The organism is Microbulbifer halophilus (assembly GCF_026183675.1).
Classification (GTDB): Bacteria; Pseudomonadota; Gammaproteobacteria; order Pseudomonadales; family Cellvibrionaceae; genus Microbulbifer; species Microbulbifer halophilus.
Map to the genome: position 1 here is coordinate 72,997 of NZ_JAPIVK010000002.1, position 21,492 is coordinate 94,488.

15 protein-coding genes and 1 other RNA gene are annotated in these 21,492 nt (G+C 63.0%); 7 read left to right on the top strand and 9 right to left on the bottom strand.

The window, feature by feature from the left end:
- Positions 1-152 precede the first annotated feature (152 nt).
- Positions 153-1,367, top strand: coding sequence for an alginate export family protein (locus OQE62_RS01375; protein ID WP_265720189.1), 1,215 nt, complete (start codon positions 153-155; stop codon positions 1,365-1,367).
- Between the two features lie 162 nt (positions 1,368-1,529).
- Here OQE62_RS01375 and OQE62_RS01380 read toward each other — a convergent pair whose 3' ends face one another.
- Both OQE62_RS01380 and ffs read right to left on the bottom strand, forming a co-directional pair.
- Positions 1,530-3,425: a M2 family metallopeptidase gene (locus OQE62_RS01380; protein WP_265720190.1), complete on the bottom strand. Its 1,896-nt coding sequence runs from the start codon at positions 3,423-3,425 to the stop codon at positions 1,530-1,532.
- A 190-nt stretch (positions 3,426-3,615) separates the two neighbouring features.
- Positions 3,616-3,713, bottom strand: an RNA gene (ffs, locus tag OQE62_RS01385) — signal recognition particle sRNA small type.
- Positions 3,714-3,853: 140 nt separating this feature from the next.
- Between ffs and OQE62_RS01390 the strand changes: the two genes are divergently transcribed.
- Positions 3,854-4,690, top strand: a complete 837-nt coding sequence (locus OQE62_RS01390; RefSeq protein WP_265720191.1) for a 6-carboxytetrahydropterin synthase — start codon at positions 3,854-3,856, stop codon at positions 4,688-4,690.
- Positions 4,691-4,703: 13 nt separating this feature from the next.
- A complete protein-coding gene (locus OQE62_RS01395) occupies positions 4,704-5,459 on the top strand; it encodes a 16S rRNA (uracil(1498)-N(3))-methyltransferase (RefSeq protein WP_322746553.1) in 756 nt (251 codons plus the stop codon).
- Between the two features lie 502 nt (positions 5,460-5,961).
- Here OQE62_RS01395 and ald read toward each other — a convergent pair.
- Positions 5,962-7,107 carry an alanine dehydrogenase gene (gene ald, locus OQE62_RS01400; protein WP_265720192.1) on the bottom strand — a complete coding sequence of 382 codons (1,146 nt, stop codon included), beginning with the start codon at positions 7,105-7,107 and terminating at the stop codon, positions 5,962-5,964.
- 198 nt (positions 7,108-7,305) lie between these two features.
- On the opposite strand from ald, the gene OQE62_RS01405 reads away from it, so the two are divergent.
- On the top strand, positions 7,306-7,791 hold the full coding sequence (locus OQE62_RS01405) for an Lrp/AsnC ligand binding domain-containing protein (protein WP_265720193.1): 486 nt from the start codon (positions 7,306-7,308) through the stop codon (positions 7,789-7,791).
- Positions 7,792-7,833: 42 nt separating this feature from the next.
- On the opposite strand, the gene OQE62_RS01410 is transcribed toward OQE62_RS01405, so the two are convergent.
- The 4 genes from OQE62_RS01410 to putP all read right to left on the bottom strand — a co-directional run bounded on the left by OQE62_RS01410 (position 7,834) and on the right by putP (position 15,385).
- Positions 7,834-8,298 (bottom strand): Mpo1 family 2-hydroxy fatty acid dioxygenase, encoded by a 465-nt coding sequence (locus tag OQE62_RS01410; RefSeq protein ID WP_265720194.1) that lies wholly within the window; start codon positions 8,296-8,298, stop codon positions 7,834-7,836.
- A 1,166-nt stretch (positions 8,299-9,464) separates the two neighbouring features.
- Positions 9,465-12,938 (bottom strand): Ig-like domain-containing protein, encoded by a 3,474-nt coding sequence (locus OQE62_RS01415; protein ID WP_265720195.1) that lies wholly within the window; start codon positions 12,936-12,938, stop codon positions 9,465-9,467.
- 325 nt (positions 12,939-13,263) lie between these two features.
- Positions 13,264-13,776: an O-acetyl-ADP-ribose deacetylase gene (locus OQE62_RS01420; protein WP_265720196.1), complete on the bottom strand. Its 513-nt coding sequence runs from the start codon at positions 13,774-13,776 to the stop codon at positions 13,264-13,266.
- A 136-nt stretch (positions 13,777-13,912) separates the two neighbouring features.
- Positions 13,913-15,385, bottom strand: coding sequence for a sodium/proline symporter PutP (gene putP / locus OQE62_RS01425; protein WP_265720197.1), 1,473 nt, complete (start codon positions 15,383-15,385; stop codon positions 13,913-13,915).
- A 194-nt stretch (positions 15,386-15,579) separates the two neighbouring features.
- Here putP and OQE62_RS01430 point away from each other — a divergent pair, with 194 nt between their 5' ends.
- Positions 15,580-16,176 carry a hypothetical protein gene (locus OQE62_RS01430; RefSeq protein ID WP_265720198.1) on the top strand — a complete coding sequence of 199 codons (597 nt, stop codon included), beginning with the start codon at positions 15,580-15,582 and terminating at the stop codon, positions 16,174-16,176.
- Here OQE62_RS01430 and ttcA read toward each other — a convergent pair.
- Both ttcA and OQE62_RS01440 read right to left on the bottom strand, forming a co-directional pair.
- On the bottom strand, positions 16,061-16,978 hold the full coding sequence (ttcA, locus tag OQE62_RS01435) for a tRNA 2-thiocytidine(32) synthetase TtcA (protein WP_265720199.1): 918 nt from the start codon (positions 16,976-16,978) through the stop codon (positions 16,061-16,063). The genes OQE62_RS01430 and ttcA overlap by 116 nt on opposite strands.
- A gap of 196 nt (positions 16,979-17,174) precedes the next feature.
- Complete coding sequence (locus tag OQE62_RS01440) at positions 17,175-17,843, bottom strand: arylesterase (RefSeq protein WP_265720200.1); 669 nt, start codon at positions 17,841-17,843, stop codon at positions 17,175-17,177.
- A gap of 408 nt (positions 17,844-18,251) precedes the next feature.
- Between OQE62_RS01440 and OQE62_RS01445 the strand changes: the two genes are divergently transcribed.
- A complete protein-coding gene (locus OQE62_RS01445) occupies positions 18,252-18,983 on the top strand; it encodes an ABC transporter ATP-binding protein (protein ID WP_265720201.1) in 732 nt (243 codons plus the stop codon).
- The gene (locus OQE62_RS01450) at positions 18,983-21,442 is read left to right on the top strand and encodes an ABC transporter permease (RefSeq protein WP_265720202.1); all 2,460 of its coding nucleotides are present in this window, start codon (positions 18,983-18,985) and stop codon (positions 21,440-21,442) included. The genes OQE62_RS01445 and OQE62_RS01450 overlap by 1 nt, the downstream gene beginning before the upstream one ends.
- The last annotated feature ends 50 nt before the right edge of the window (positions 21,443-21,492 follow it).

Sequence of the window (21,492 nt, forward strand, 5' to 3'; positions counted from 1 at the left end):
ACTGCGCCCCTTGTGGATTATTGGCACACTCTGTGCAAAGCATAATGACAAGGATCGAACGGGACCGCTTTTCAGGCTTTGCCAACGCAGGGCCCGGCGATTTGGTAAAGCGAACTGCTCTTTACGGACCACAAGCTTTCAGGGGAGACCATATGAAGCGATGTAACCTTTCACCGCGCCAGCTATTACTGGCGATGGCGATTTGCGCGGCTGCAAACGCCTCCGGTCAGGCCGCCGATACCGTCGAGGTAGAGGAGCTCACGGCCGCATCCTTCGGCGAAGCCCTCGACCTTGGCGAAGCCACGCTGGGCTTTCGCGCACGCACCGAACGGGTGGACACCGACGGCACCGGCGCCCTGGACCTGACCAGCCTCAAGACCCGCCTGACCTATCAATCCGACAACTACCGGGGATTCAGTGCCCTGATCGAAATGGACGATGTCACCCACCTGAGCGATTTCGAGGGTGGGGTAGGAGATCCCGAGGGCACCGAGGTCAACCAGGTACTGCTCGCCTATGCACTGGGGGAAACGGCGATCAAATATGGGCGCCAGCGCATTCTGCTGGACAACCAGCGCTTCGTCGGCGGTGTCGGCTTTCGCCAGAACGAACAGACCTACGACGGCCTTTCAGTAACCGACCAGAGCTTCACCGATACCACCCTGTTTCTTGCCCATATCGACAATGTGAACCGCATTTTCGGCGAGGACAGCCCGGCGGGCGACCACGGGAATGACAGCTACCTGCTGAACGCAAAGTACAGCGGTTTCGCCGCCGGCGACCTGTCCGCCTACGCCTACCTGCTCGAAAACGACGATGCCGCCGCCTTTTCCACCGATACCTACGGCCTGCGCTTTGCCGGCAAAACCGGGGCAACCGACTACGCCCTGGAATACGCCATCCAGTCCGATGCAGCCGACAACCCGGCCGGTTACAGTGCGGACTACCTGTTGGCGGAGGGCGGCTACAGGCTGGGTGACCTCACGCTGAAAGCCGGCTACGAACTGCTGGGCGCGGACGGTGTCGACGGCCAGTTCATCACGCCGCTGGCGACACTGCACAAGTTTCAGGGCTGGAACGACATGTTTCTCGGCGGCGGCACCGGCAATATTCCCGGCGGTATCGAGGATGTGTACGCGTCGCTGGGGAACTCGCTGGGTGGGGTCGAGCTGGCCGTCAATTATCACCAGTTGAGCAGTGACGACTCCGGTGTTTCCGGCATGGACGAACTGGGCAGTGAATACGGTTTCGCTGTCGGAGGCAAATTGGGCTTTGGCAAGCTCAGCCTGAAATACAGCCGCTACACCGCCGACGATTTCAGTGTGGATACCGACAAACTCTGGCTGACGGCCCAGGCGAAGTTCTGACCCGGACGAACCTTTTCGCAGGGTGCGCCGTACGCACCGGAGAGGTCCCGCCCCGGGTGGATCGACGGTGCGCACGGCGCACCCTACACCCTTCGGGGAGTTCGATCGGCCCCGGCCCGGCCATCCCTGGCCGGTCGAGTAATCACGCAGCGAGCATGCTCGCTAAGAGCGCGGTTCTGCCCAACCGCACTGCCTGCCCTGATTCTGCTCCTGCAGATAAGCCATCAGCGGCTGGAAGTAATCGATGATCGCCGAGGCGTCCAGTTCGCGCTGGCCGGTCAGGGCTTCCATGGCATCCGGCCAGGGCTTGCTCGCACCCATGGCCAGCATATCGCGCAACTTTTTGCCGGCTGCATCGTTCTTGAAAATGGAGCAGCGGTGCAACGGACCTGTTTCACCGGCCGCCTCGCACAGTGCGCGGTGGAACTGGTATTGCTGGATATGCGCGAGGAAATAGCGCGAATAAGGGGTATTGCCCGGAATGTGATACTTGGCCCCCGGATCGAAATTGGCCTCGGTGCGCGCCACCGGGGCCCGGATTCCCTGGTATTCCTCACGCAGCTTCCACCAGGCCTTGTTGTAATCGCCCGGCTTCACGTCGCCGTTGAACACCTGCCAGCGCCACTTGTCCACCAGCAAACCGAACGGCAGGAAGGCGATCTTGTCCAGCGCCTGCTGCATCAGGAAACCGATATCCTTGCTGTCGTCCGGCACTTCGTCCAGCAGGCCGATCTGCTTCAGGTACTTGGGCGTGATCGACAGCGCGATGGTATCCCCCACGGCCTCGTGAAAGCCGTCGTTGGCACCGGTTTTATAGAGGTATGGCTGGTCCTTGTAGATACGCTGGTAGAAGTTGTGCCCCAGTTCGTGGTGAATGGTCACCAGGTCCTCGCCGGTCCTGTTGATGCACATCTTGATACGCACGTCGTCCTGGCCATCCAGATTCCAGGCACTCGCGTGGCAGACCACATCGCGATCCTGCGGCTGGGTGAACTGGGAGCGCTCCCAGAAGGTTTCCGGCAGCGGCTTGAAGCCCAGGGAGGTGAAGAAGCGCTCACCGACCTTCACCATCTCCTTTTCATCCATGTCGGCATCGACCACCAGCTCGGTGAGGTCGTAGGGCGCTTCCATGTTGTCATCTTTGACCAGCTCGTAGACGTTGCCCCACTGCTGGGCCCACATATTGCCGAGCAGGTGCGCGGGAATCCTGCCCCCGGGCGGCACCACGTCGTCGCCATAGTGCTCGTTCAGCCTGGCGCGCACATGACAGTGCAGGGCCTCGTAGAGTGGCTTCACCTTGCCCCACTGGGCATCCATGTCGGCGGCGAAGGTGTCCGGCTCCATATCGTACTTGGAGCGCCAGAAGGTGCTGAGGTTGTCGTAGCCCAGCTCCTGTGCGCCGGCGTTGCCGATCTCAACCTGGCGCTCATAGAGCGGCTTCATCGGCGGCGATACCTTGCGCCAGCCGACCCACAGCTCCTGCAGCAATTCCGGGTCGCGGCTGTTGGCCATCATCTGGCCCATTTCGGTCAGCGTGTAGCACTGCTCCTCGCCGTCCTTGTCTTGGCAGTATTTGCCGGCGCCGTACATGCCCTGCAACTTGGAGCCGATCTGTGCCAGTTCGGCAGTCAGTTCCGGATCCTTGGGCGCCGGGAAAACCAGGCCCTGTTTCAGCATGGTGAGCTGGCGTCGGGTCTCCTCGTCCAGATCCACATCGTCGAACCTGGCCGCCTCGGAGGCCAGCTCCACCGACAGCGACGTATAGCGCTCGGAAGCCAGTGCTTCCACATACTGGGAATCCACATTGATATAGGTGGCGGCCAGCCAGCTCGCGTGGCTCGACTCCTCGGCCATTTCTTCCAGGCGCTTCTGGGCGTCGTCCAGGAACGCCTCGGCATCGGCCGCCGTCGGCTCTTCGGAACCGCTTTGCGCAGGCTTCTCCGCACCGGTTGGCGCGGGCTTGTCCGCCACGGCTTCGGGGGACTGAACGGGTTTCTGCTCGGAATCGCAGCCGGCGAGTAGCGCCGCGGCGACAACAGCCAAGAGAATCTTCTTCATTGGCTCCCTCTTTATTAAGCGTTATTGGAATAGCTGTCGCAATTTATAGCATAGCTGCCGCGAAAATCGGTCCGGCGGCGCTCGCATCCGCGCAACAACGGCACAAAATTCGCCAGAAAGGGGAGTTTTTGGGGAGATATTCCAATCGACCGCGGGGCCGGATGGACAGGGAGGGAAATCAAGGAGGCAGCCCAACCAGCAACACCCCCGGCACATGATACCACTGCTACCGTTGCTCCCTTCCGGGCCTGGCGGAGTTCACAGCTGTTCATTGCGGGGGGACCGGAAGGGCCGCCACAACATCCTCCGGCCCGGTACACGAAGCACCTCACAACCGAAGAGGGCGCGATTATAGAGACTCAAGGGCGCGAGTTCCAGCCCTGTAACCGTTATAATGTGCCCCGCAATTTCGTTAGCCAGAGAGACCCATGCATCTGTTCGTCGACAACCTCACCAATGTAGATTTCAGCTACCTGGACCACCGGCGCGGCCTGGTCGGGGAGACCTGGCTGGCCAACGCGGTGCTGGACGGCGCCCTGGACGAACAGGGCATGGTGTGCGATTTCGGTATCGTCAAGAAAACCCTGCGCAGCTGGCTCGACGGGCAACTGGACCACCGCCTGCTGGTGCCGACCCATTCCCCCCAGCTGGCGCTCGAACGGGACGGACAGCAGATCGAACTCGACTGGCAGATGGCCGGCGGCGAACAGATCCGGGTCAGCGGCCCGGAACAGGCGTTCGCGCTGGTGGAAGCGGAAAGCATCGACAGCCACAGCGTGGCCCGCTGGAGCGTAGGGCAACTGGCGCCGGCCTTCCCCACCAGTGTGGAAAAGCTGCAACTGTCCTTCGACAGCGAGGACATCGGCGACGCCTACTACCACTACAGCCACGGCCTGAAAAAACACGCCGGCAACTGCCAGCGCATCGCCCACGGCCACCGCTCGCGCATCCGGGTTTTTGTGGACGGCAAGCGCAGCGCCGAGTGGGAAGCGAAATGGGCCGAGCGCTGGCGGGATATCTACCTGGGCACCCGCGAGGACCTGGTATCGCGGGACGACGCCGAACTGCGCTTCGCCTACCGCGCACAACAGGGGGACTTCGCCCTGGCGATTCCCGCACGCCGCTGCGAGCTGCTGGACTGCGATACCACCGTCGAGCAACTGGCCCAGTATATCGCCGGCCAGATCGCCGCCGGGGAGCCGGACGCACGGGTTGAGGTTCGCGCCTACGAGGGCCTGGGCAAAGGGGCAATCGCCCGCGCCTGAGCGATCCACTCATTTGCGGCGGGCCCCGCCGATTGTCGACGAGCGTATCGAATTGAACCTGATCATTCTGGAAACGGACGATTTTGTCGAACCCGGCCGCGCGCGGCTGCGCGGCCGGCGGCTGCAGCATATCCTCGAAGTCCAGCGCGCCGCGCCCGGCGACTCGCTGCGGGTGGGGCTGCTGGACGGCCGGATCGGCAACGGCCGCGTGATCGCCCAGAGTGGAGATTGCATGGAACTGTCGGTGGCGCTGGATCGCCCGGCCCCCGCCCCCCTGCCGCTCACGCTGGTGCTGGCATTGCCGCGACCGAAGATGCTGAAGCGCGCCATCCAGCATGTCACTGCCCTAGGCGTGAAAAGGCTCTACCTGATCAACGCCTGGCGCGTGGAGAAATCCTACTGGCAGACACCCTGGCTGGAAGCGGACAGGCTGCGAGAGCAGTGCCTGTTGGGGCTGGAACAGGCGGTGGATACCGCCATGCCGCAAATCGAACTGCGCAAACGATTCAAACCCTTTGTCGAGGACGAACTGCCGGAAATTGCCGCCGGTTCGCGAAAGCTGGTTGCACACCCGGTAACCGAGACATCCTGCCCGGTGGATGTGGATGAAAGCACGACACTGGCGGTGGGGCCCGAGGGTGGCTTTATTCCCTACGAGGTGGAAAAGCTTCGGGAACAGGGATTTGCGGTCGTGCACCTGGGGCCGCGAATCCTGCGGGTGGAGACGGCAATTCCGGTGCTGTTGGGCCGGCTTTTTCCCGGGCGCTGATTCCCCGGTCTCGGCCGTCGGTTGTAAAAACTAACTATCCTTTTTGCTCAGGGCGCCTCCACCTATTTCTGTTAGATAACTGAGTGGCGGTCCTGCTGCCGGGGAAGGGTTTCGGGACACGCCGTGAATCCATCCTTGGAGGCTTGTCCGCGAGGTCCCTCTCGCAGACAGTCCCGAAACCCTTCCCCGGCAGCAGGACCTTCGCATCGACTTTAGATTTCTATCTGGCTCAGGTAGATAGCTCGATAAGACCACTGAGGTTGATGTAAAGGCCCGGCTACCGGGAGCACACAAGAGGCCATCCCGTGAATCGGGGCAGCCATAAAAAAGCCGCGCAATCGCGCGGCTGGAAAATGGTGGCTCCCGCCACCGGGTCTCACAGAGCGGGGCGCGGGGGGGCGCGCCCGTTGGGGAGAAAAACTGCAACAGACGACAAGCGCGTTACTGTTTGTATTCTGTTTCAGCTATTCCTCTGCGACCGCCGGAGCGGCCACTCGTTCAATCAGGCCGCAGCGCCCTCATCAGCGGAGGATTTCTGCAACGCCAGTTTCGGATCCACGAACTCGTAGCCGAGCACGTCGGCCACCGCCTCGTAGGTCACCATGCCGGCGTGGACGTTCAGGCCTTCCAGCAGGTTGGCGTCGTCCAGCAGCGCCTGCTTGGCGCCCTTGTTGGCCAGCGCCACGGCGAACGGCAGGGTGGCGTTGTTCAGGGCCATGGTGGAAGTGCGGGCGACACCGCCGGGCATGTTGGCCACGCAGTAGTGCACCACGCCGTCCACCACATAGGTCGGCTCCTGGTGGGTGGTGGGCTTGGAGGTCTCGAAGCAGCCGCCCTGGTCGATGGCCACGTCCGCGATTACCGCGCCCTTCTTCATGCGGCCAATCATCTCGCGGGTCAGCAGCTTCGGCGCCGCGGCACCCGGAATCAGTACCGCACCGACCACCAGGTCGGCTTCCAGCGCATGGGTCTCGATCGCATCGTTGGTGGAATACTCGGTGCGCACGGCGCCGCCGAAGATATCGTCCAGCTGGCGCAGGCGCGGCAGGGACTTATCCAGAATGGTTACGTCGGCTCCCATACCCAGGGCCATCTTGGCCGCGTTGGTACCCACTACCCCGCCGCCGATAATCAGTACCCTGGCCGGGGCCACACCGGGCACACCGCCCAGCAGTACGCCCAGACCGCCCTGGGCTTTCTCCAGGTGGTGCGCGCCGCACTGTACGGACATGCGGCCGGCAACCTCGGACATCGGCGCCAGCAGCGGCAGGCCGCCGCTGCGGTCGGTAACGGTTTCATAGGCAATGCAGGTGGCGCCGGACTTCACCAGCAGTTCGGTCTGCTTGGGATCGGGCGCCAGGTGCAGGTAGGTGTACAGCAGTTGGCCCGGGCGCAGCATTTCGCACTCGTGGGGCTGCGGCTCCTTCACCTTGACGATCATATCGGCGCTGGCAAAGATCTCTTCCGGCGTGTCGATGATTTTGGCACCCGCCTGTTCGTACATCTCATCGGTAAAACCGACGGCGGAACCACCGTCCTTCTGCACGATCACTTCGTGACCGTGACCGATCAGTTCGCGCACGCTCGCCGGCGTCAGGCCGATGCGGTATTCGTGGTTCTTGATCTCTTTCGGGACACCAATCAACATTTTTTGTACTCCTCTTCCGAGCCGATACCCGCGGGTTCAATCGACGGGGCCACCGGCCCTGTCTCTGTGATTTCACCCAGTATAGAAGCACTTCCCAAGTGGATTTATAATAGATTTCACCAGCAACCAGTTGAATCCACTATTCCGGGCATCAGGACGCCCACTTTTTAAACGGAACGGCCAGCCGGAGAACAGGCAATGCAAAGACGCGCCAACGAACTGAGTACCATCGACCGCAACATACTGCGGGTCCTGCAGAAAAACGGCCGCACCAGCTACGCGGAGCTGGCCCGCCAGGTGGGCCTCACCGCCACCCCCTGCGTGGAGCGGGTCAAACGCCTGGAGAGCGACGGCGTCATCCAGGGCTACACCACCCTGATCGACCCCGAGTATCTCGACGCCGCGCTGGTGGTATTCGTACAGATACGCCTGAACCGCTCGGCCCAGGATGCCTTCGAGGAGTTTCGCAGCGCCGTGGCGGCGCTGCCGGAAGTGCAGGAGTGCTATCTGGTATCGGGCAACTTCGACTACCTGATCAAGGCCCGGGTCGCCGACATGAGCGCCTACCGCCGGTTCTACGGCGAGACGCTACTGACGCTGCCGGAAGTGCAGGAATGCACCAGCTATGTGGTGATGGAACAGGTGAAGGAGACGTTGGAAGTGCCGGTGCACTATAACCGCTAGCGCGATGCGGTTGGTGGCCAGTATTCACTGACCACCGACCACTCAATACTTAATCCCGAGCTGGCGATAGACAAACCCGATCACCCAGGCCGGGCCGATCAGCAGGAACTGCAGGTCCTTGAAAAACGAAGGTTTCTTACCCTCGATATGGTGGCCGACGAACTGCAGTATCCACATGACCACAAACAGAGCGATCGACGTCAGCCAGACGGAGATCCCCAACCGCTCGACCACCGACCAGCCCCACAGGCAGACCACACTCATGGCCGCCATCCCCAATGCCAGCGGAAAAGACATCAGCAGGTAGAAGAGCAATGTTGGAATCAACGCCACCACGGCCCAGTTCAGCCACGGGATCTGTGCCATCAACGCCGGCTGCGGAATGGCCCACAGCAGCCCCACCACCGTGGCGTAGATCACCGGCACGGCGACCCAGTGAATGGCCTTGTTGACGGGGTTCCGGTGACTCTCGCCGTATTCGTCAAACCACTGTTGGGCGCTGCGCATGGTCTCGTCCTCTTCCGTTTTTATTTTTTGACGGCATCCATGATCAAATACCAACAATCAAATATCAATGACCCGCTATGAACCATCAGTCACAGACTATCAATCACCAATTCTTTTATATTTAATTTCCGGCCCCACCGGCGCACCATACCAGCCCGTTCACTGCATCCCAGGCGATACCGCACAAGCTGGAGCCCCTGCCGGTATCAATCAGTCTGGCTTGCCTGGCATCCATATAGCCCGGTACAAGCCAATAGACATACCCGCGGCGGCATCGCTGACCCAGACGGCCTCGACCGTATTATCCGCTTTTGTCTGCAGAGCAATATGGGATGGCTCGGGGACACGATTATTGCCCGCCGCGGGAGGCAAAGCATATGCAACGGGGTGGCTGTCCTCACCCGGCGCAATAGAAAAGACGTGCCCAGGAAGCCCACTGAAGGGTTCATCCACGCAATAGCCCCCGGCCCATACGGTCCCATCTGGCGCAACGGCGACGCAGGTGCTCTTTGTATGGGCTGGCAGCAAAGCGGCCGTTGGCCGCGAATAGTTGTGGGGCGCCGCCGGGCATCAATCGCGGCCAACGGCCGCTCCTACGGGCGCCATGGATGGCCTCGTCAGTGGGTTTAGGGAGAGGGGAGAGTCGTTACGATTAATTTTGGGGAGTTGAAAACGTGAAGCGGATATTGCCAGTTGTATATTCAGTAAGCCAGACGCCGCTACCGTTCCCTGCAACGGCTATATCAGAAATCCTGCTCCACGGACAAGGCGCTTTGTAGTGGATTTTATGATTATCGGCATCAATTTGAATCAGCTGCTCTCCCTGCTTGTTGGCACACCATACCCAGCCTGTTCACCGCATCCCAGGCGATGCCGTGCGGGCCGGAATCCTTACCGGTATAATCGCCTTCGCCTGACAGTTCCCTCCGTATATTATTGGGGCCTTGGGCAACCAACATTGTCACCAACTGACAAATTGTTCAGCCGGCGTTTTTGGCAAATTTGAAACGCGTCACGGAAACAGGCACTGCAAGCATTGAAAGAATACTTCCGGCGCCATTTACAGGTGGGCGGGTGTGATGACTAGGTTTTTGATCAGCGCCCCCTCTCCCGGAGAGGGGAGAGGGGGCTTTGGGGGAATGGTTATTGGGAAAGTACGGTCTTTCCTACGGGGTCGTCACTTCCAGGTTCGCGTCGGTACTGACGACCGAGGTGCCATCTTGGAACGTTACATCTGCATTGATGGTCACAGTACCGTCGGCTACCCCCGTTGCCACACCTTTCGAATCATCCTCGTTGCTGATGTCGGCGATGTCTTTGTCGGTAGTGTGCCAAAGCACTTGATCCGTTAAATCCAGCGTGGTTCCGTTGCTGAAGGTGCCGATTGCGGTGAACTCCTGCTCTTCGCGCACTTCCACCGAGGGATTGACCGGCGTCACCTCGATCGACTGGAGTTCCGTGTTCGTCACCGTCAGTGTCGTGCTCTTGCTGACCACCGAGCCGTTTTGGCGCATGAAATCCGCGGCGATGGTCGTCGAGCCACTGTCTATCGTCGTTGCTAAGCCTTCCGAACCCGCCGGCGCGTTGCTGATCGTGGCGACGTCCGGAGTGTCTGAGGTCCAGCTCACCTGGCCGGTTATATCCTGCGTGGTTCCGTCGCTGAGTTGACCGGTGGCCGTGAATTGCTGATCGAAGAGCGCCGACACCGAGGGATTTTCGGGCGTCACTGTGATACTTTGGACTGTTGCCGGCGTCACTGTCAGCGTCGTATTGCCGCTCACTCCACTATTTTTCTCGCGGGCCGCAATGGTCGTGGTACCGGCGGCACGAGGTATCGCCTTGCCCTGAAGATCCAGCACGTTGTCGGTGCCGATGACGGCGACACCCGTGTCAGACGAGGACCAGTCCACCTGCGTGGTTAAATCCTGCGTGCTGCCGTCGCTGAAGGAGCCGGTGGCCGTAAATGTCAGCTGCAAGCCCAGTGCCACCGAGGGGTCGGACGGCTCCACGAGGATTGCCTCGAGCTCCGCGTCCGTTACCGTCAGCAGTGCCTCGCCGCTGACTTGGTTGCCGCTGGCCGAGTCCATGGTCGCGGAGATGGCCGCCGTGCCTGTGGCTTGCGCCGTTGCCTGGCCCTCGAAACCCGGCGCATGGTTCACCGTGGCAACACCTTCGTCAGACGAGGCCCAGCTCACTTGGCCGGTTATATCGTGCGTGCTGCCATTGCTGAAGATGCCGGTTGCGGTGAACGGCTGCTGCAAACCCACCGCCACCGACGGATTGGGCGGCGTTACCTCGATCGTCTCGAGTTCCGCTGCCGTCACCGTCAGTGTCGTGTCGTTGCTCACCTCACTCTCGGGCTCGAGGGCCACGATGGTCGTTGTGCCTTCGCTATCGGTCGTCGCCCAGCCATGCGAACCGTCGTCGTTGCGAATGGTGGCGACGCCCGTGTTGGACGAGGACCAGGTCACCTGGTCGGTTATTCTGTGCGAGCTGCCGTCGCTGTAAAAGCCGGTGGCGTAGTACTGCTGCTCGAGGCCCTGCGGCAGCGAGGAGTTTTCCGCATCTATCTCGATCGACTGGAGTTCCGCCGCCGTTACCGTCAGCGTTGCCTGGCCTTCGATCTCGGTGCCGACATCCGTATAAAGGGCCCGGATGATGGCGGTGCCTTCGGCAAGAGTCGTGGCCAGGCCGTCCGATCCCTGGGCGTTGCTGATGGTGGCGACGCCCGTCTTGGACGAGGACCAGATTACCTGCTTCGCCTCCGTCAAATCCTGCGTGCTTCCGTCGCTGAAAACGCCGGTGGCGACAAACCTATATTGCAGGCCCAGCGGCACCGAGGGATTGAATCGCGATACCTCGATCGACTGGAGCTCCGCGTCTGTCACGGTCAGTGTTGTATCGCCGAACTTCGTGTTGTCCTCGGTCACGATAAGCGCGGAGATGGTCGCGGTGCCCTTGACCAGGGTCGTTGCCAGACCCTGCGAAGGCGAGGTGCTGCTGATCCTGGCGATATCGTCGTCGGACGAGGTCCAGGTTGCCTGTTCGGTTACATCCAGCTGGGTGCCGTCGCTGAAGGTGCCGGTGGCCGTGAACTGCTGTTCGAAACCTGCCGCTACCGAGGGATTGGCGGGCGTTACCTCGACCCTTGACAGTTCCGCTGTCGTCACCGTCAGCGTTGTCTGGCCGACGACCTCCTGGGTGCCCACATCCTGATACCGGGCCCGGATGATCGTGTTGCCTTTGCGATCAGCCTTGGCCAGGCCGTCCGATCCCTGGGCGTTGCTGATGGTGGCAACTCCGGTGTCGGACGAGGACCAGATCACCTGCTCCGTCAAGTCCTGCGCGGTTCCGTCGCTGAAGAGGCCCATGGCCGTAAACCGCAGCTCGAAGTCCATCGGCAGGGAGGGATTGGGCGGCGTCACTTCGATCGACTCGAGCACCGCCTGGGTCACCGTCAGCGTGGTCTCGCCGCTGACGGAATCGACGCTCGCGGAGATGGTGGTCTCGCCGCTGGCCACCGAGGTTGCCAGGCCTTTGGAACCGGAATCGTTGCTGATGGTGGCAACGCTCGTGCTGGACGAGGACCAGCTCACTTGCGTGGTCAGATCCAGCGAGGTGCCGTCGTCGAAGAGACCGGTGGCGGTGAACTGCTGATCGAAGCCCTTGGCCACCGAGGGGTTGGTCGGCGTTACCTGGAGCGATTCCAGTTCTGCCTCGGTGACCGTCATCTCTGCCTCGCCGCTGATCGAGTCGATGCTCGCGGAGATGGCGGTGGTGCCCTCGGCTTCGGCCGTTGCCAGGCCTTCGGAGTCGTCATCGTTGCTGATGGTGGCGACGCCTTCGTCGGAGGAGGCCCAGGTCACCTGGGTGGTCAGGTCCTGCGAGGTGCCGTCGTCGAAGATGCCGGTGGCGGTGAATTGCTGGTCGAAGCCGGCCGCTACCGTGGGGTTGTGGGGGGTCACGCCGATGGATTCGAGCACCGCGTTCGTCACCGTCAGGGTGGTGTCGCCGCTGATCGAGCCCAGGCTCGCGGCGATGGTGGTGGTGCCCACGGCCAGCCCCGATGCCAGGCCCTTGGAGCCGGCCTCATTGCCGATGGTGGCGATCTCCGTGTCGGAGGAGCTCCAGGTCACCAGCTCGGTCAGGTCCTGCTCGCTGCCGTCGCCGAAGATACCGGTGGCGGTGAACTGCCGCTGGAAGCCCATCGCCAGCGATGGGTTGCTGGGGGTCACCTCGATGGTTTCGAGGTCCTCGGCGATTACGGTAAACGAGGCCTGCGCGGTCAGGGGCTGACCGCCCTGCCGATTGAGCCTCGCGGAGATGGTGGTGGTGCCGCGGGACCGGGTTTGCACCAGCCCGCTGTCCACCGTGGCAATGTCAGGATCGGAAGAAGACCAGACTACGAAGTTGGTGACGTCCCGCTGCAGGCCGTTGTTGAATGTGGCGGTGGCCCTGAGTTGCCGACTGTCGCCCAGCCTTGCCGCGGCCGGATCGGGGGTGACCGACAGCCCGGTCAGCCTGGTGCGCTCGCCACCGTCGTGGTGGCTACTGCCGTCACAGGCGGACAGCGCGAATACGCTGAGCAATGCGGCCGCGCGGATAATCCAGCGCCAACCGAAATCCCTTTCTCTCTTCACGATCTGACTCCTCTTCCATGGATACCTTGGCTTTGAGCGTGTACTGCTTCCCTACAGTACAGTGCTTTGGAGCATAGACACGGATTGGGAACCGGTCAAAGAAGGGCAGTATCCTCCGGAGAGTGCTACGTATAGAACTATGATTCTTTTTCTTTTTGTGTAATGGCCAAATATTTTTGGCCATTAGCTTTACAGTTCTACACAACTAAGGAGCCAGCACATGCAGGGGCGCACCTTGTGTTCGCCCGGCCCGGAGGTGGCAACTGCAACCAGGGCGAACACGAAGCTCGCCCCTACGGCAACGTCCGCATAGCGGTGTTGTCGCTCACCGCCGCACGCAGGCCTCCAACTGCAGTCGGTACAGCTCCGCCATCGCCTCGTCGAAACAGCAGAAAATCACCTGCCGGGGCTGGCTGTCTCGGTCCAGGTGTTCCTGCACCTGCTCCACGGCGATTTCCACCGCCTGTTCCGGCGGGTAGTCGTAGATACCGCAGCTGATGGCCGGGAAGGCGATGGAACGCATGTGCTCGCGCCGGGCCAGGGTCAGGCAGTGGCGGTAGCAGCTCGCCAGCAGTTCCGGTTCACCCAGGCTGCCGCCGCGCCACACCGGCCCCACCGTGTGGTAGATGCGTTTTACCGGAATATCAAAGGCGGGTGTCGCGCGCACCTCGCCGGCCGGGCAGCCGCCGATCCCGCGACAGGCTTCCAGCAACCGGGGCCCCGCAGCGCGGTGGATGGCCCCGTCTACCCCACCGCCACCCTGCAGGTGCTGGTTGGCGGCATTGACGATTACATCGACTTGTAATCGAGTGATATCACCGACATGGACTTCGATCACTCAGTATCTCCAACCGCTTTGTTACATAATGGCTGCGGATGGAATTCCATTTCGCCTCACAACAGGAGCGTCTGATCTTCCCCGAAGGGGCCGGACAGCGCTCTGGCGCACTGTCGCGCAACCGTCTGTCGCCGACTCAGCCCACCAGTTTGCGGTGGCGCTCGACGACAGCGGCGGGACATTTCGTCACTGCGCTAACTATCACGATAGCAGCTGCGGAGAGAACGAAGCCCGGCAGCAGTTCGTAGAGCTCGAAGATACCGCCCGAGAGCTGCTTCCAGATCACCACCGTGAGGCCGCCGACGACCACACCGGCGATGGCGCCGGCGCCGGTCATGCGCGACCAGTAGACGCTGATCAGTGTCGCCGGGCCGAAGGCCGCGCCCAGGCCGGCCCAGGCGTAAGCCACCACCTCCAGCACCTTGGACTCCGGGTCCATGGCCACCGCCACCGCGATCAGCGACAGACCGACCACCGCCCAGCGGCCCACTTTCACCATCGCCTCCGGGCTTGTCTCGCGGCCGAACCAGACGTGATAGATATCCTCCGACAGCGCCGCGGAGGACACCAGCAGCTGGGAATCCGCGGTACTCATGATCGCCGACAGAATCGCGGCCAGCAGAATCCCCGCCACTACCGGATGGAAAAGCGCCTCCACCAGCGCCATAAAGACCTGCTCGCTCTCCTTGTCCGACAATACCGGCTGTATCTCCAGGTGGCCGAACAGACCCACGGACAGGGCCCCGATAAAGCCGAACAGCGACCAGACCGCCGCCACGCCCGCGGCCGTCGGCACATCCTCCGGCCGGCGCACCGCCATGAAGCGCGCCACGATATGGGGCTGGCCGAAGTATCCCAGCCCCCAGGCCAGCGAACTCAGCACCGCCACTATCCCCAGCGCCTGGCCGGTATTGTCGCTCATCCAGTGCATCAGTTCCGGCACCTTTTCGTGCAGCCTGTCCCAACTGGCGGTAAAGCCGCCCTCGCTGTTGATCACTACCAGCGGCACCGCCACCAGTGCCAGGCTCATCAGCAGCCCCTGGAACACATCGGTCCAGGACACCGCCAGGAAGCCACCGAACAGGGTGTAGGAGATCACCGCCGCGGCACCGATAACCACCGCCCAGCGGTAATTCCACTCGAATACCGCCTCAAACAGAATGCCGCCCGCCTTCAGCCCCGAAGCCACGTAAAAGAGGAAAAACAGCAGGATGAAAAGCGCACAGACGGAGCGCAGATAGGGATGCTTCAGATTGAACCGGCGGTGCAGGTAAGCGGGTACCGTGAGCGCATCCTCCAGCCCATAGGTATAGATCCGCAAACGCCGCGCCATAGTGGTCCAGCTCAGTACGATACCGGCAAACAGGCCGATGGCCATCCAGCCCGAAGACAGACCCGAGATGTAGGCAGCGCCGGGCAGCCCCATCAGCAGCCAGCCGCTCATATCGGAAGCGCCGGCAGACAGCGCCGCCACCGCCGGCGGCAGCGAGCGACCGCCGAGAAAATAGTCACTGGCATTGCGGGTGCGCAGATAGGCGTAGAGGCCGATTGCCAGGATAAACACCAGGTAGGCGACGAAGGTCAGTGCGACCAGCCATTGAGAGGTCATGGAAATTCCCTGTTGTGAGAGAGCGCCCGGAGCCAGAGCAGCCCTGCACGGATGGTTTTTGGTGCAGGAAAGGCTGCCACATTGGGCGCCGCGGCCAATATTTATGTTTGTTGCGCGTAAATCTACTAATTTGCTGGCAGCAGCTCAATCCGCAAACTACATATTGGGGAACACATGGAAAAGCAGACAAGACTATGGGTATCTGTCTGGACGAGCTGCGACAGCTGGTTATTCGTCCGACCCTCAAGCATCTGCGCAACTGGTCACAGGGAATGGAAAACCTGCTGCTGGGCACCGCCGCCCAGGAATCACAGTTGGGCTTCCACCTGAAACAGGGGCGCCGCCACGGACTCGGAATCTACCAGATTCAGCCGCACACGCACCGCGAGATCTGGGACGACTACCTGATCCACCACCCCGCGCTGGCATCCAAGGTACGCGGCCTCGCCAGCCAGCGGGACTTCCTCGACCACCCCCACAACGAGCTGGCCACCAACCTGCGCTACGCCACCGCCATCGCCTGGCTGATCTACCGCTCGGCGCATATCTACAAAGTGGACGAAAATGACGTGGACACCATGGCGCGGCTCTGGCACCAGCACTTCCACCACGGGCCGGCCGCCTCAGCGAGGGATTTCCAGCATAGCTACGCGAAGCTGGTCAGCGGCGCCGACCCTACAGATTCCGCGCCTCGATATACCGGGGTGGCTCGTCCACCGCGTCATCGGGCACCCAGGAGTGGACCTGACGCTCGATTGAATGGTCAGGCTTCCCGGCAGCCTCTGGCGTAGAGCGATCCAGTTCCAGGTTCCCGAAATCGTACAGATCCCGATCCGCCAACTGCGACGGCGACACCCGCGTCAGTGAGGCAAAGATATTCTCGCTGCGGCCGGGAAACTTCTCGTCCCAGTCCCGCAGCATCTGCTTGATCGCCTGGCGCTGAAGGTTCTCCTGGCTGCCGCACAGGTTGCAGGGAATGATCGGGAACTGCTTGATCTGCGCGAACCGCTCGATATCCGTCTCGCGGCAGTAGGCCAGCGGGCGGATCACGATATTGCGGCCATCGTCCGCGCGCAGCTTCGGCGGCATCGCCTTCAGGCGCCCGCCATAGAACATATTCAGGAACAACGTCTCGACGATATCGTCCTTGTGGTGCCCCAGCGCCACCTTGGTCGCGCCTATCTCCTCGGCAAAGCCGTACAGGGTGCCCCGGCGCAGGCGCGAGCAGAGCCCGCAGGTGGTCTTGCCCTCCGGCACCACCTCCTTCACCACCGAATAGGTATCCTTCTCCACGATGTGGTACGGCACCCCCAGGGACTGCAGGTACTCCGGCAGCACATGCTCCGGAAAGCCCGGCTGCTTCTGGTCCATATTCACTGCCACCAGCTCGAACTGCACCGGTGCGGTCCGCTGCAGGTTGAGCAGGACATCCAGCATCGCGTAGGAATCCTTGCCGCCGGACAGGCACACCATAATTTTGTCGCCCTCTTCGATCATCCTGAAATCGACGATGGCGCGGCCCACATTGCGGCGTAAGCGCTTCTGCAGCTTGTTGAATTCCAGCCGCTCGCGGCGGTTTTCCAGTTCGGACATGGTGTTTCTCTTACAAACGGGACTGGAGCGCGGAGCTCCAGCTCCGCACGCGGGCCGCAGGCCCGCCATTGTCAATGTCCAGAGGTTCTATCTCAGGAGACTCCCTTGCGGAAGCCGCCACAATTCTCGGCACCAGGGCCGCCACGGAGCTCGAACGCGGCCCCGACAAATTTGGCGGCGATTGTACGCATTTCGATCACGGAGTACACGACTGCGCGTTCACCTCCTCGACCAGCATCGCCTGCACACAGGGCCATACATGGTCCAGCAGCGCCGGCTGGGCCTCTGCCGTGGGATGGATACCGTCGGTCTGCATGGCGCCCTCCTGCAGCGCCACCGGCTCCAGGAAGAACGGCAGGAACGGGATCTCCTCCGACTCCGCCACCCGCGGATAGACCGCCGCAAACGCCTCGGTATAGGCGCGCCCGTAGTTCGGCGGCATACGCATGCCCAGCAGCAACACCTCGACGCCGGCCTCCTCGGCCAGCTTCACCATCCGCTGCAGATTGTGCTGCAGCGCCTGCGGCGGGTAACCGCGCAGGCCGTCGTTGCCGCCCAGCTCCACAATCAGCCAGCGCGGATTGTGCTCCGACAGCAACCGCGGCAGCCGCGCCAGGCCGCCGGAGGTGGTCTCGCCGCTGACACTGGCATTCACCACCTCCACCGGGCTCTCCTGCGCCTCCAGCCGATCCCGCAGCAACTGCACCCAGCCCCGGGCCTCGTCGATACCGTAGGCCGCGCTGATACTGTCCCCCAGCACCAGCAGCTTGTCCGCCGCCGACGCCTGCGTCCCGCCCAATGGGATCAACAGCAGCAGACACAAGCCGAATCGCGCGGGCAGCTGCCGGAAAAAATCTGTTGTCATGTCATACTCTCCGTTCCAGACAACTCAGTAACCTTGTGGCCGTAGGGTGCGCCGTGCGCACCGGCCCAGTCGATGGTGCGAGACCGCCAAGGACGGCGGTCATGCAGAGAACGCATGGAGCAGTTGTCTGCCACAGCGCACCCTACCCGCTCCTTTGAGCGTATCAATTTGCACAACTCAGGTTTTCGAATCCGGGGGACCTGAGATTGGCACAAGCCGGAGCGGGGTATGCCTTTCTGGGACTGTCTGCGAGAGGGGCCGAAGGCGCCGTGAATACCTGGAGCGGCCGGGACACCTCGCAGACAAGCCTCCAAGGATGGATTTACGGCGTGTCCCAGAAAGGCATACCCCGCTCCGGCTCCCAGAACAGAACCCCAGAATCTGGAACTGCAAAATAAGGAATCCAGCATGTCCGTAGTGCTCAGGGCCGAAAATTTACACCACTGCGTGGCCACCGGCGAGGGCCCGCTGACGCTATTGAACGATATTTCCCTGCAACTCGCCCGCGGCGAGAGCCTCGCCATCACCGGCGCCTCCGGCTCCGGCAAGTCTACCCTGTTGGGTCTGCTGGCCGGCCTCGACGTTCCCACCGGGGGCAGAATCTGGCTCGCCGGCGAAGAGATTACCGCCATGAGCGAAGAGCAGCGCGCCGCCGTGCGCGCCCGCTGCGTCGGCTTCGTGTTCCAGACCTTCCAGCTGCTGCCGGGCCTCACCGCGCGCGAGAACGTGATGCTGCCCAGCGAACTGCGCGGCGAGCGCGGCGCCGCAAAGCGCGCGGAGGAATTCCTCGCCCGCGTGGGCCTCGAGCACCGGCTGCACCACTACCCGCGCCAGCTCTCCGGCGGCGAGCAGCAGCGCGTCGCCCTCGCCCGCGCCTTTTGCAGTATCGCCGGCGACGGCAGTGAGAACCACGGCATCCTGTTCGCCGACGAACCCACCGGCAGCCTCGACGCAGGCAACGGCGACAAAGTGATCGACCTGTTGTTCCAGCTCAACGCAGAGTCCGCCACCACCCTGGTGCTGGTCACCCACGAGCAGCGCCTGGCCGAGCGCTGCCAGTCCCACCTGCGCATGGCCGCCGGCGAAATCGAGATTGCCGGTTCCGCCCCCGGGGACAGCCTCTCGGAGGTGTCCGCCTGATGCTGCCGCTCAAGCTACTCTTCCGCGACTGGCGCGGCGGCGAACTGGCCCTGATTGCCACCGCCCTGGTACTGGCCGTGAGCTGTGTCACCGCCATCGCCCACTTCGGCGACCGCCTGACCCGCGCCATGCATATCCAGTCGCAGACCTTCCTCGCCGCAGAGCGCGTGGTGCGCAGCAGCCGCCCGGTGGAAGAGGCCTGGCTCGACGCCGCCCGCAAGCGCGGCCTGCAACAGGCCGAGACCGTCAGCTTCGCCTCCATGCTGTCCGCCGGCGAGCAGTTCCAGCTCGCCGCCATCAAGGCCGTCAGCGGGGCTTACCCACTGGTCGGCCAGCTGGAAATGCGCCCCGAGCCGAGCGCCGCCAGCCGCGCCGTCGAGGGCGGTCCGGCCCCCGGCCAGGTGTGGCTGGAACCGCGCCTGCTGCCGCTGCTGAACCTCGACATCGGCGACCCACTGCAGGTGGGCGACGCCGAACTCACCGTCAGCGGCCTGCTCGACCACGAGCCGGACCGCAGCGACAACCTCTTCTCCATGGGCGCCCGGGTACTGATCAACCTGGGCGACCTGGCCGCCACCAACACCGTGCAGCCCGGCAGCCGCGTGCGCTACCGCTACCTGTTCGCCGGCGACGACACCGCCCTGGAAGACTACTTCAACTGGCTCGAACCGCAGCTGACCGAACACCAGCGCGTGATCGACCTGCAGGAGGGCCAACCGCGGGTGGCATCGGCGCTGGAGCGCGCCGAGAGCTTCCTGTATCTCGCCGGCAGCCTCGCCGTACTGCTCGCCAGCGTCGCCGTGGGCCTGGCCGCGCGCCGCTACAGCCTGCGCCACACCAGCTACGTGGCGGTGATGAAAAGCCTCGGCGCCGGCCGCGGCCAGGTGCTGCGCATCTATCTCGGCCAACTGGCCGGCCTGGCCCTGCTGGCCACCGCCGCCGGGCTACTGATCGGCAGCGTCATCCAGGCCCAGGCCGTGTCGCTGATGGCCGACTTTTTCCCGGCGGAACCGCCGCCCAGCCGCGCCCAGCCGCTGCTGGTGGGGCTGGTGACCGGCCTCGCCTGCGCGCTGGGCTTCGCCCTGCCGCCGCTGACCCGCCTGGCGCGCACCGACCCGATGCAGACCCTGCGCCGCGACTGGAGCAACCCGGACCGGCGCGAATGGCTGGGGCTGGTGCTCGGCCCCACCTCGATGCTGCTGCTGATCTGGTGGCTGTCCGGCGATATCGCCATCACCCTGGCGCTGTTCGCCGGCATGGCGCTGCTGGTGGGCGGCGCCGCGCTGATGAACCAACTGCTGGTGCGCGGCCGCCTGGCCAATCTCGGCGGCGCCTGGCGCATCGCCCTGGGCAGCCTGCAGCGCCGCGCCGCCTTCAACACCCTGCTGATCGCCGCCTTCGGCACCGGCCTGCTGGCGATGCTGGCGCTGGTATTCGCGCGCACCACCCTGATCGAAGAGTGGCGCATGCAGTTGCCGGAAAACGCCCCCAACCACTTCCTGTTCAATATCGCCCCGCACGATGCCGAAGGCATGGAAGCCATGCTCGCCGAGCACAATGTCACCAGCACCGAGTTCTACCCGATGGTGCGCGGCCGCTTGGTGGCCATCAACGACATACCGGCGAAGGAATACAACGAGGGCAGCGAGCGCGTCGGCGCCCTGCGCCGCGAACTGAACCTGAGCTGGACCGAAAACCTGGCCCCGGACAACCGCATCCTCGAAGGCCAGTGGTGGGATGAGACCGACGAGGGTGTCAGCGTGGAAGTGGAACTGGCCGCGCGCCTGAATCTGGCGCTGGGTGATCAGTTGCGCTTCTCCATCGGCGGTCTGGAAGTGGAGGCGCCGGTCGCCAGCTTCCGCTCACTGGACTGGAACAGCATGCGGCCGAACTTCTTCATGATCTTCGCCCCCGGCACACTGGAGGACTTCCCGGCCACCTATATCACCAGCTTCTACCTGCCGCCGGAGAAGAAACTGTTCGTCAACGAACTGGTGCGGCAATACCCCAGCGTCAGCCTGATCGAACTGGACAAGATCATCGAGCGCATCCGCGACACCATCGGCCAGGTCTCCCTGGCGATCGAATCGGTGATGGCGCTGATGCTGGTGGCCGGCGTGCTGGTACTGATCGCCGGCGTGCGCGCCAGTATCGCCGAGCGATTGCAGGAAGCGGCGATTATCCGCACACTTGGCGGCCGCCGGCGCCTGCTGGTCCAGAGCCTGCTGGTGGAATTCGGCCTGCTCGGCACCGCCGCCGGCCTGCTCGCCGCCGCCGGCGCCGAACTGACACTGGCGGTACTGTCGCAGCGTGTCTTCGAACTGCCGTTCGCCTGGCACCCGCTGCTGTGGCTGCTGGGCCCGGTCGCCGGCGCCCTGCTGGTAGGCACAGCCGGCACACTCGCCTGTCGCAGCTCCGTCAGCCAACCGCCGCTGAAGGTACTACGCGAACTGGCTTAAGTAATCTGCTGCATCGTCATTCCGGCGAAGGCCGGAATCCAGTGCCCATC

Bases quoted from the DNA above. Each gene is read 5' to 3' on its own strand.
- OQE62_RS01375 (WP_265720189.1), top strand. From the start codon at position 153: ATGAAGCGATGTAACCTTTCACCGCGCCAGCTATTACTGGCGATGGCG.
- OQE62_RS01380 (WP_265720190.1), bottom strand. From the start codon at position 3,425: ATGAAGAAGATTCTCTTGGCTGTTGTCGCCGCGGCGCTACTCGCCGGC.
- OQE62_RS01390 (WP_265720191.1), top strand. From the start codon at position 3,854: ATGCATCTGTTCGTCGACAACCTCACCAATGTAGATTTCAGCTACCTG.
- ald (WP_265720192.1), bottom strand. From the start codon at position 7,107: ATGTTGATTGGTGTCCCGAAAGAGATCAAGAACCACGAATACCGCATC.
- OQE62_RS01405 (WP_265720193.1), top strand. From the start codon at position 7,306: ATGCAAAGACGCGCCAACGAACTGAGTACCATCGACCGCAACATACTG.
- OQE62_RS01410 (WP_265720194.1), bottom strand. From the start codon at position 8,298: ATGCGCAGCGCCCAACAGTGGTTTGACGAATACGGCGAGAGTCACCGG.
- putP (WP_265720197.1), bottom strand. From the start codon at position 15,385: ATGACCTCTCAATGGCTGGTCGCACTGACCTTCGTCGCCTACCTGGTG.
- OQE62_RS01430 (WP_265720198.1), top strand. From the start codon at position 15,580: ATGGGTATCTGTCTGGACGAGCTGCGACAGCTGGTTATTCGTCCGACC.
- ttcA (WP_265720199.1), bottom strand. From the start codon at position 16,978: ATGTCCGAACTGGAAAACCGCCGCGAGCGGCTGGAATTCAACAAGCTG.
- OQE62_RS01440 (WP_265720200.1), bottom strand. From the start codon at position 17,843: ATGACAACAGATTTTTTCCGGCAGCTGCCCGCGCGATTCGGCTTGTGT.
- OQE62_RS01445 (WP_265720201.1), top strand. From the start codon at position 18,252: ATGTCCGTAGTGCTCAGGGCCGAAAATTTACACCACTGCGTGGCCACC.
- OQE62_RS01450 (WP_265720202.1), top strand. From the start codon at position 18,983: ATGCTGCCGCTCAAGCTACTCTTCCGCGACTGGCGCGGCGGCGAACTG.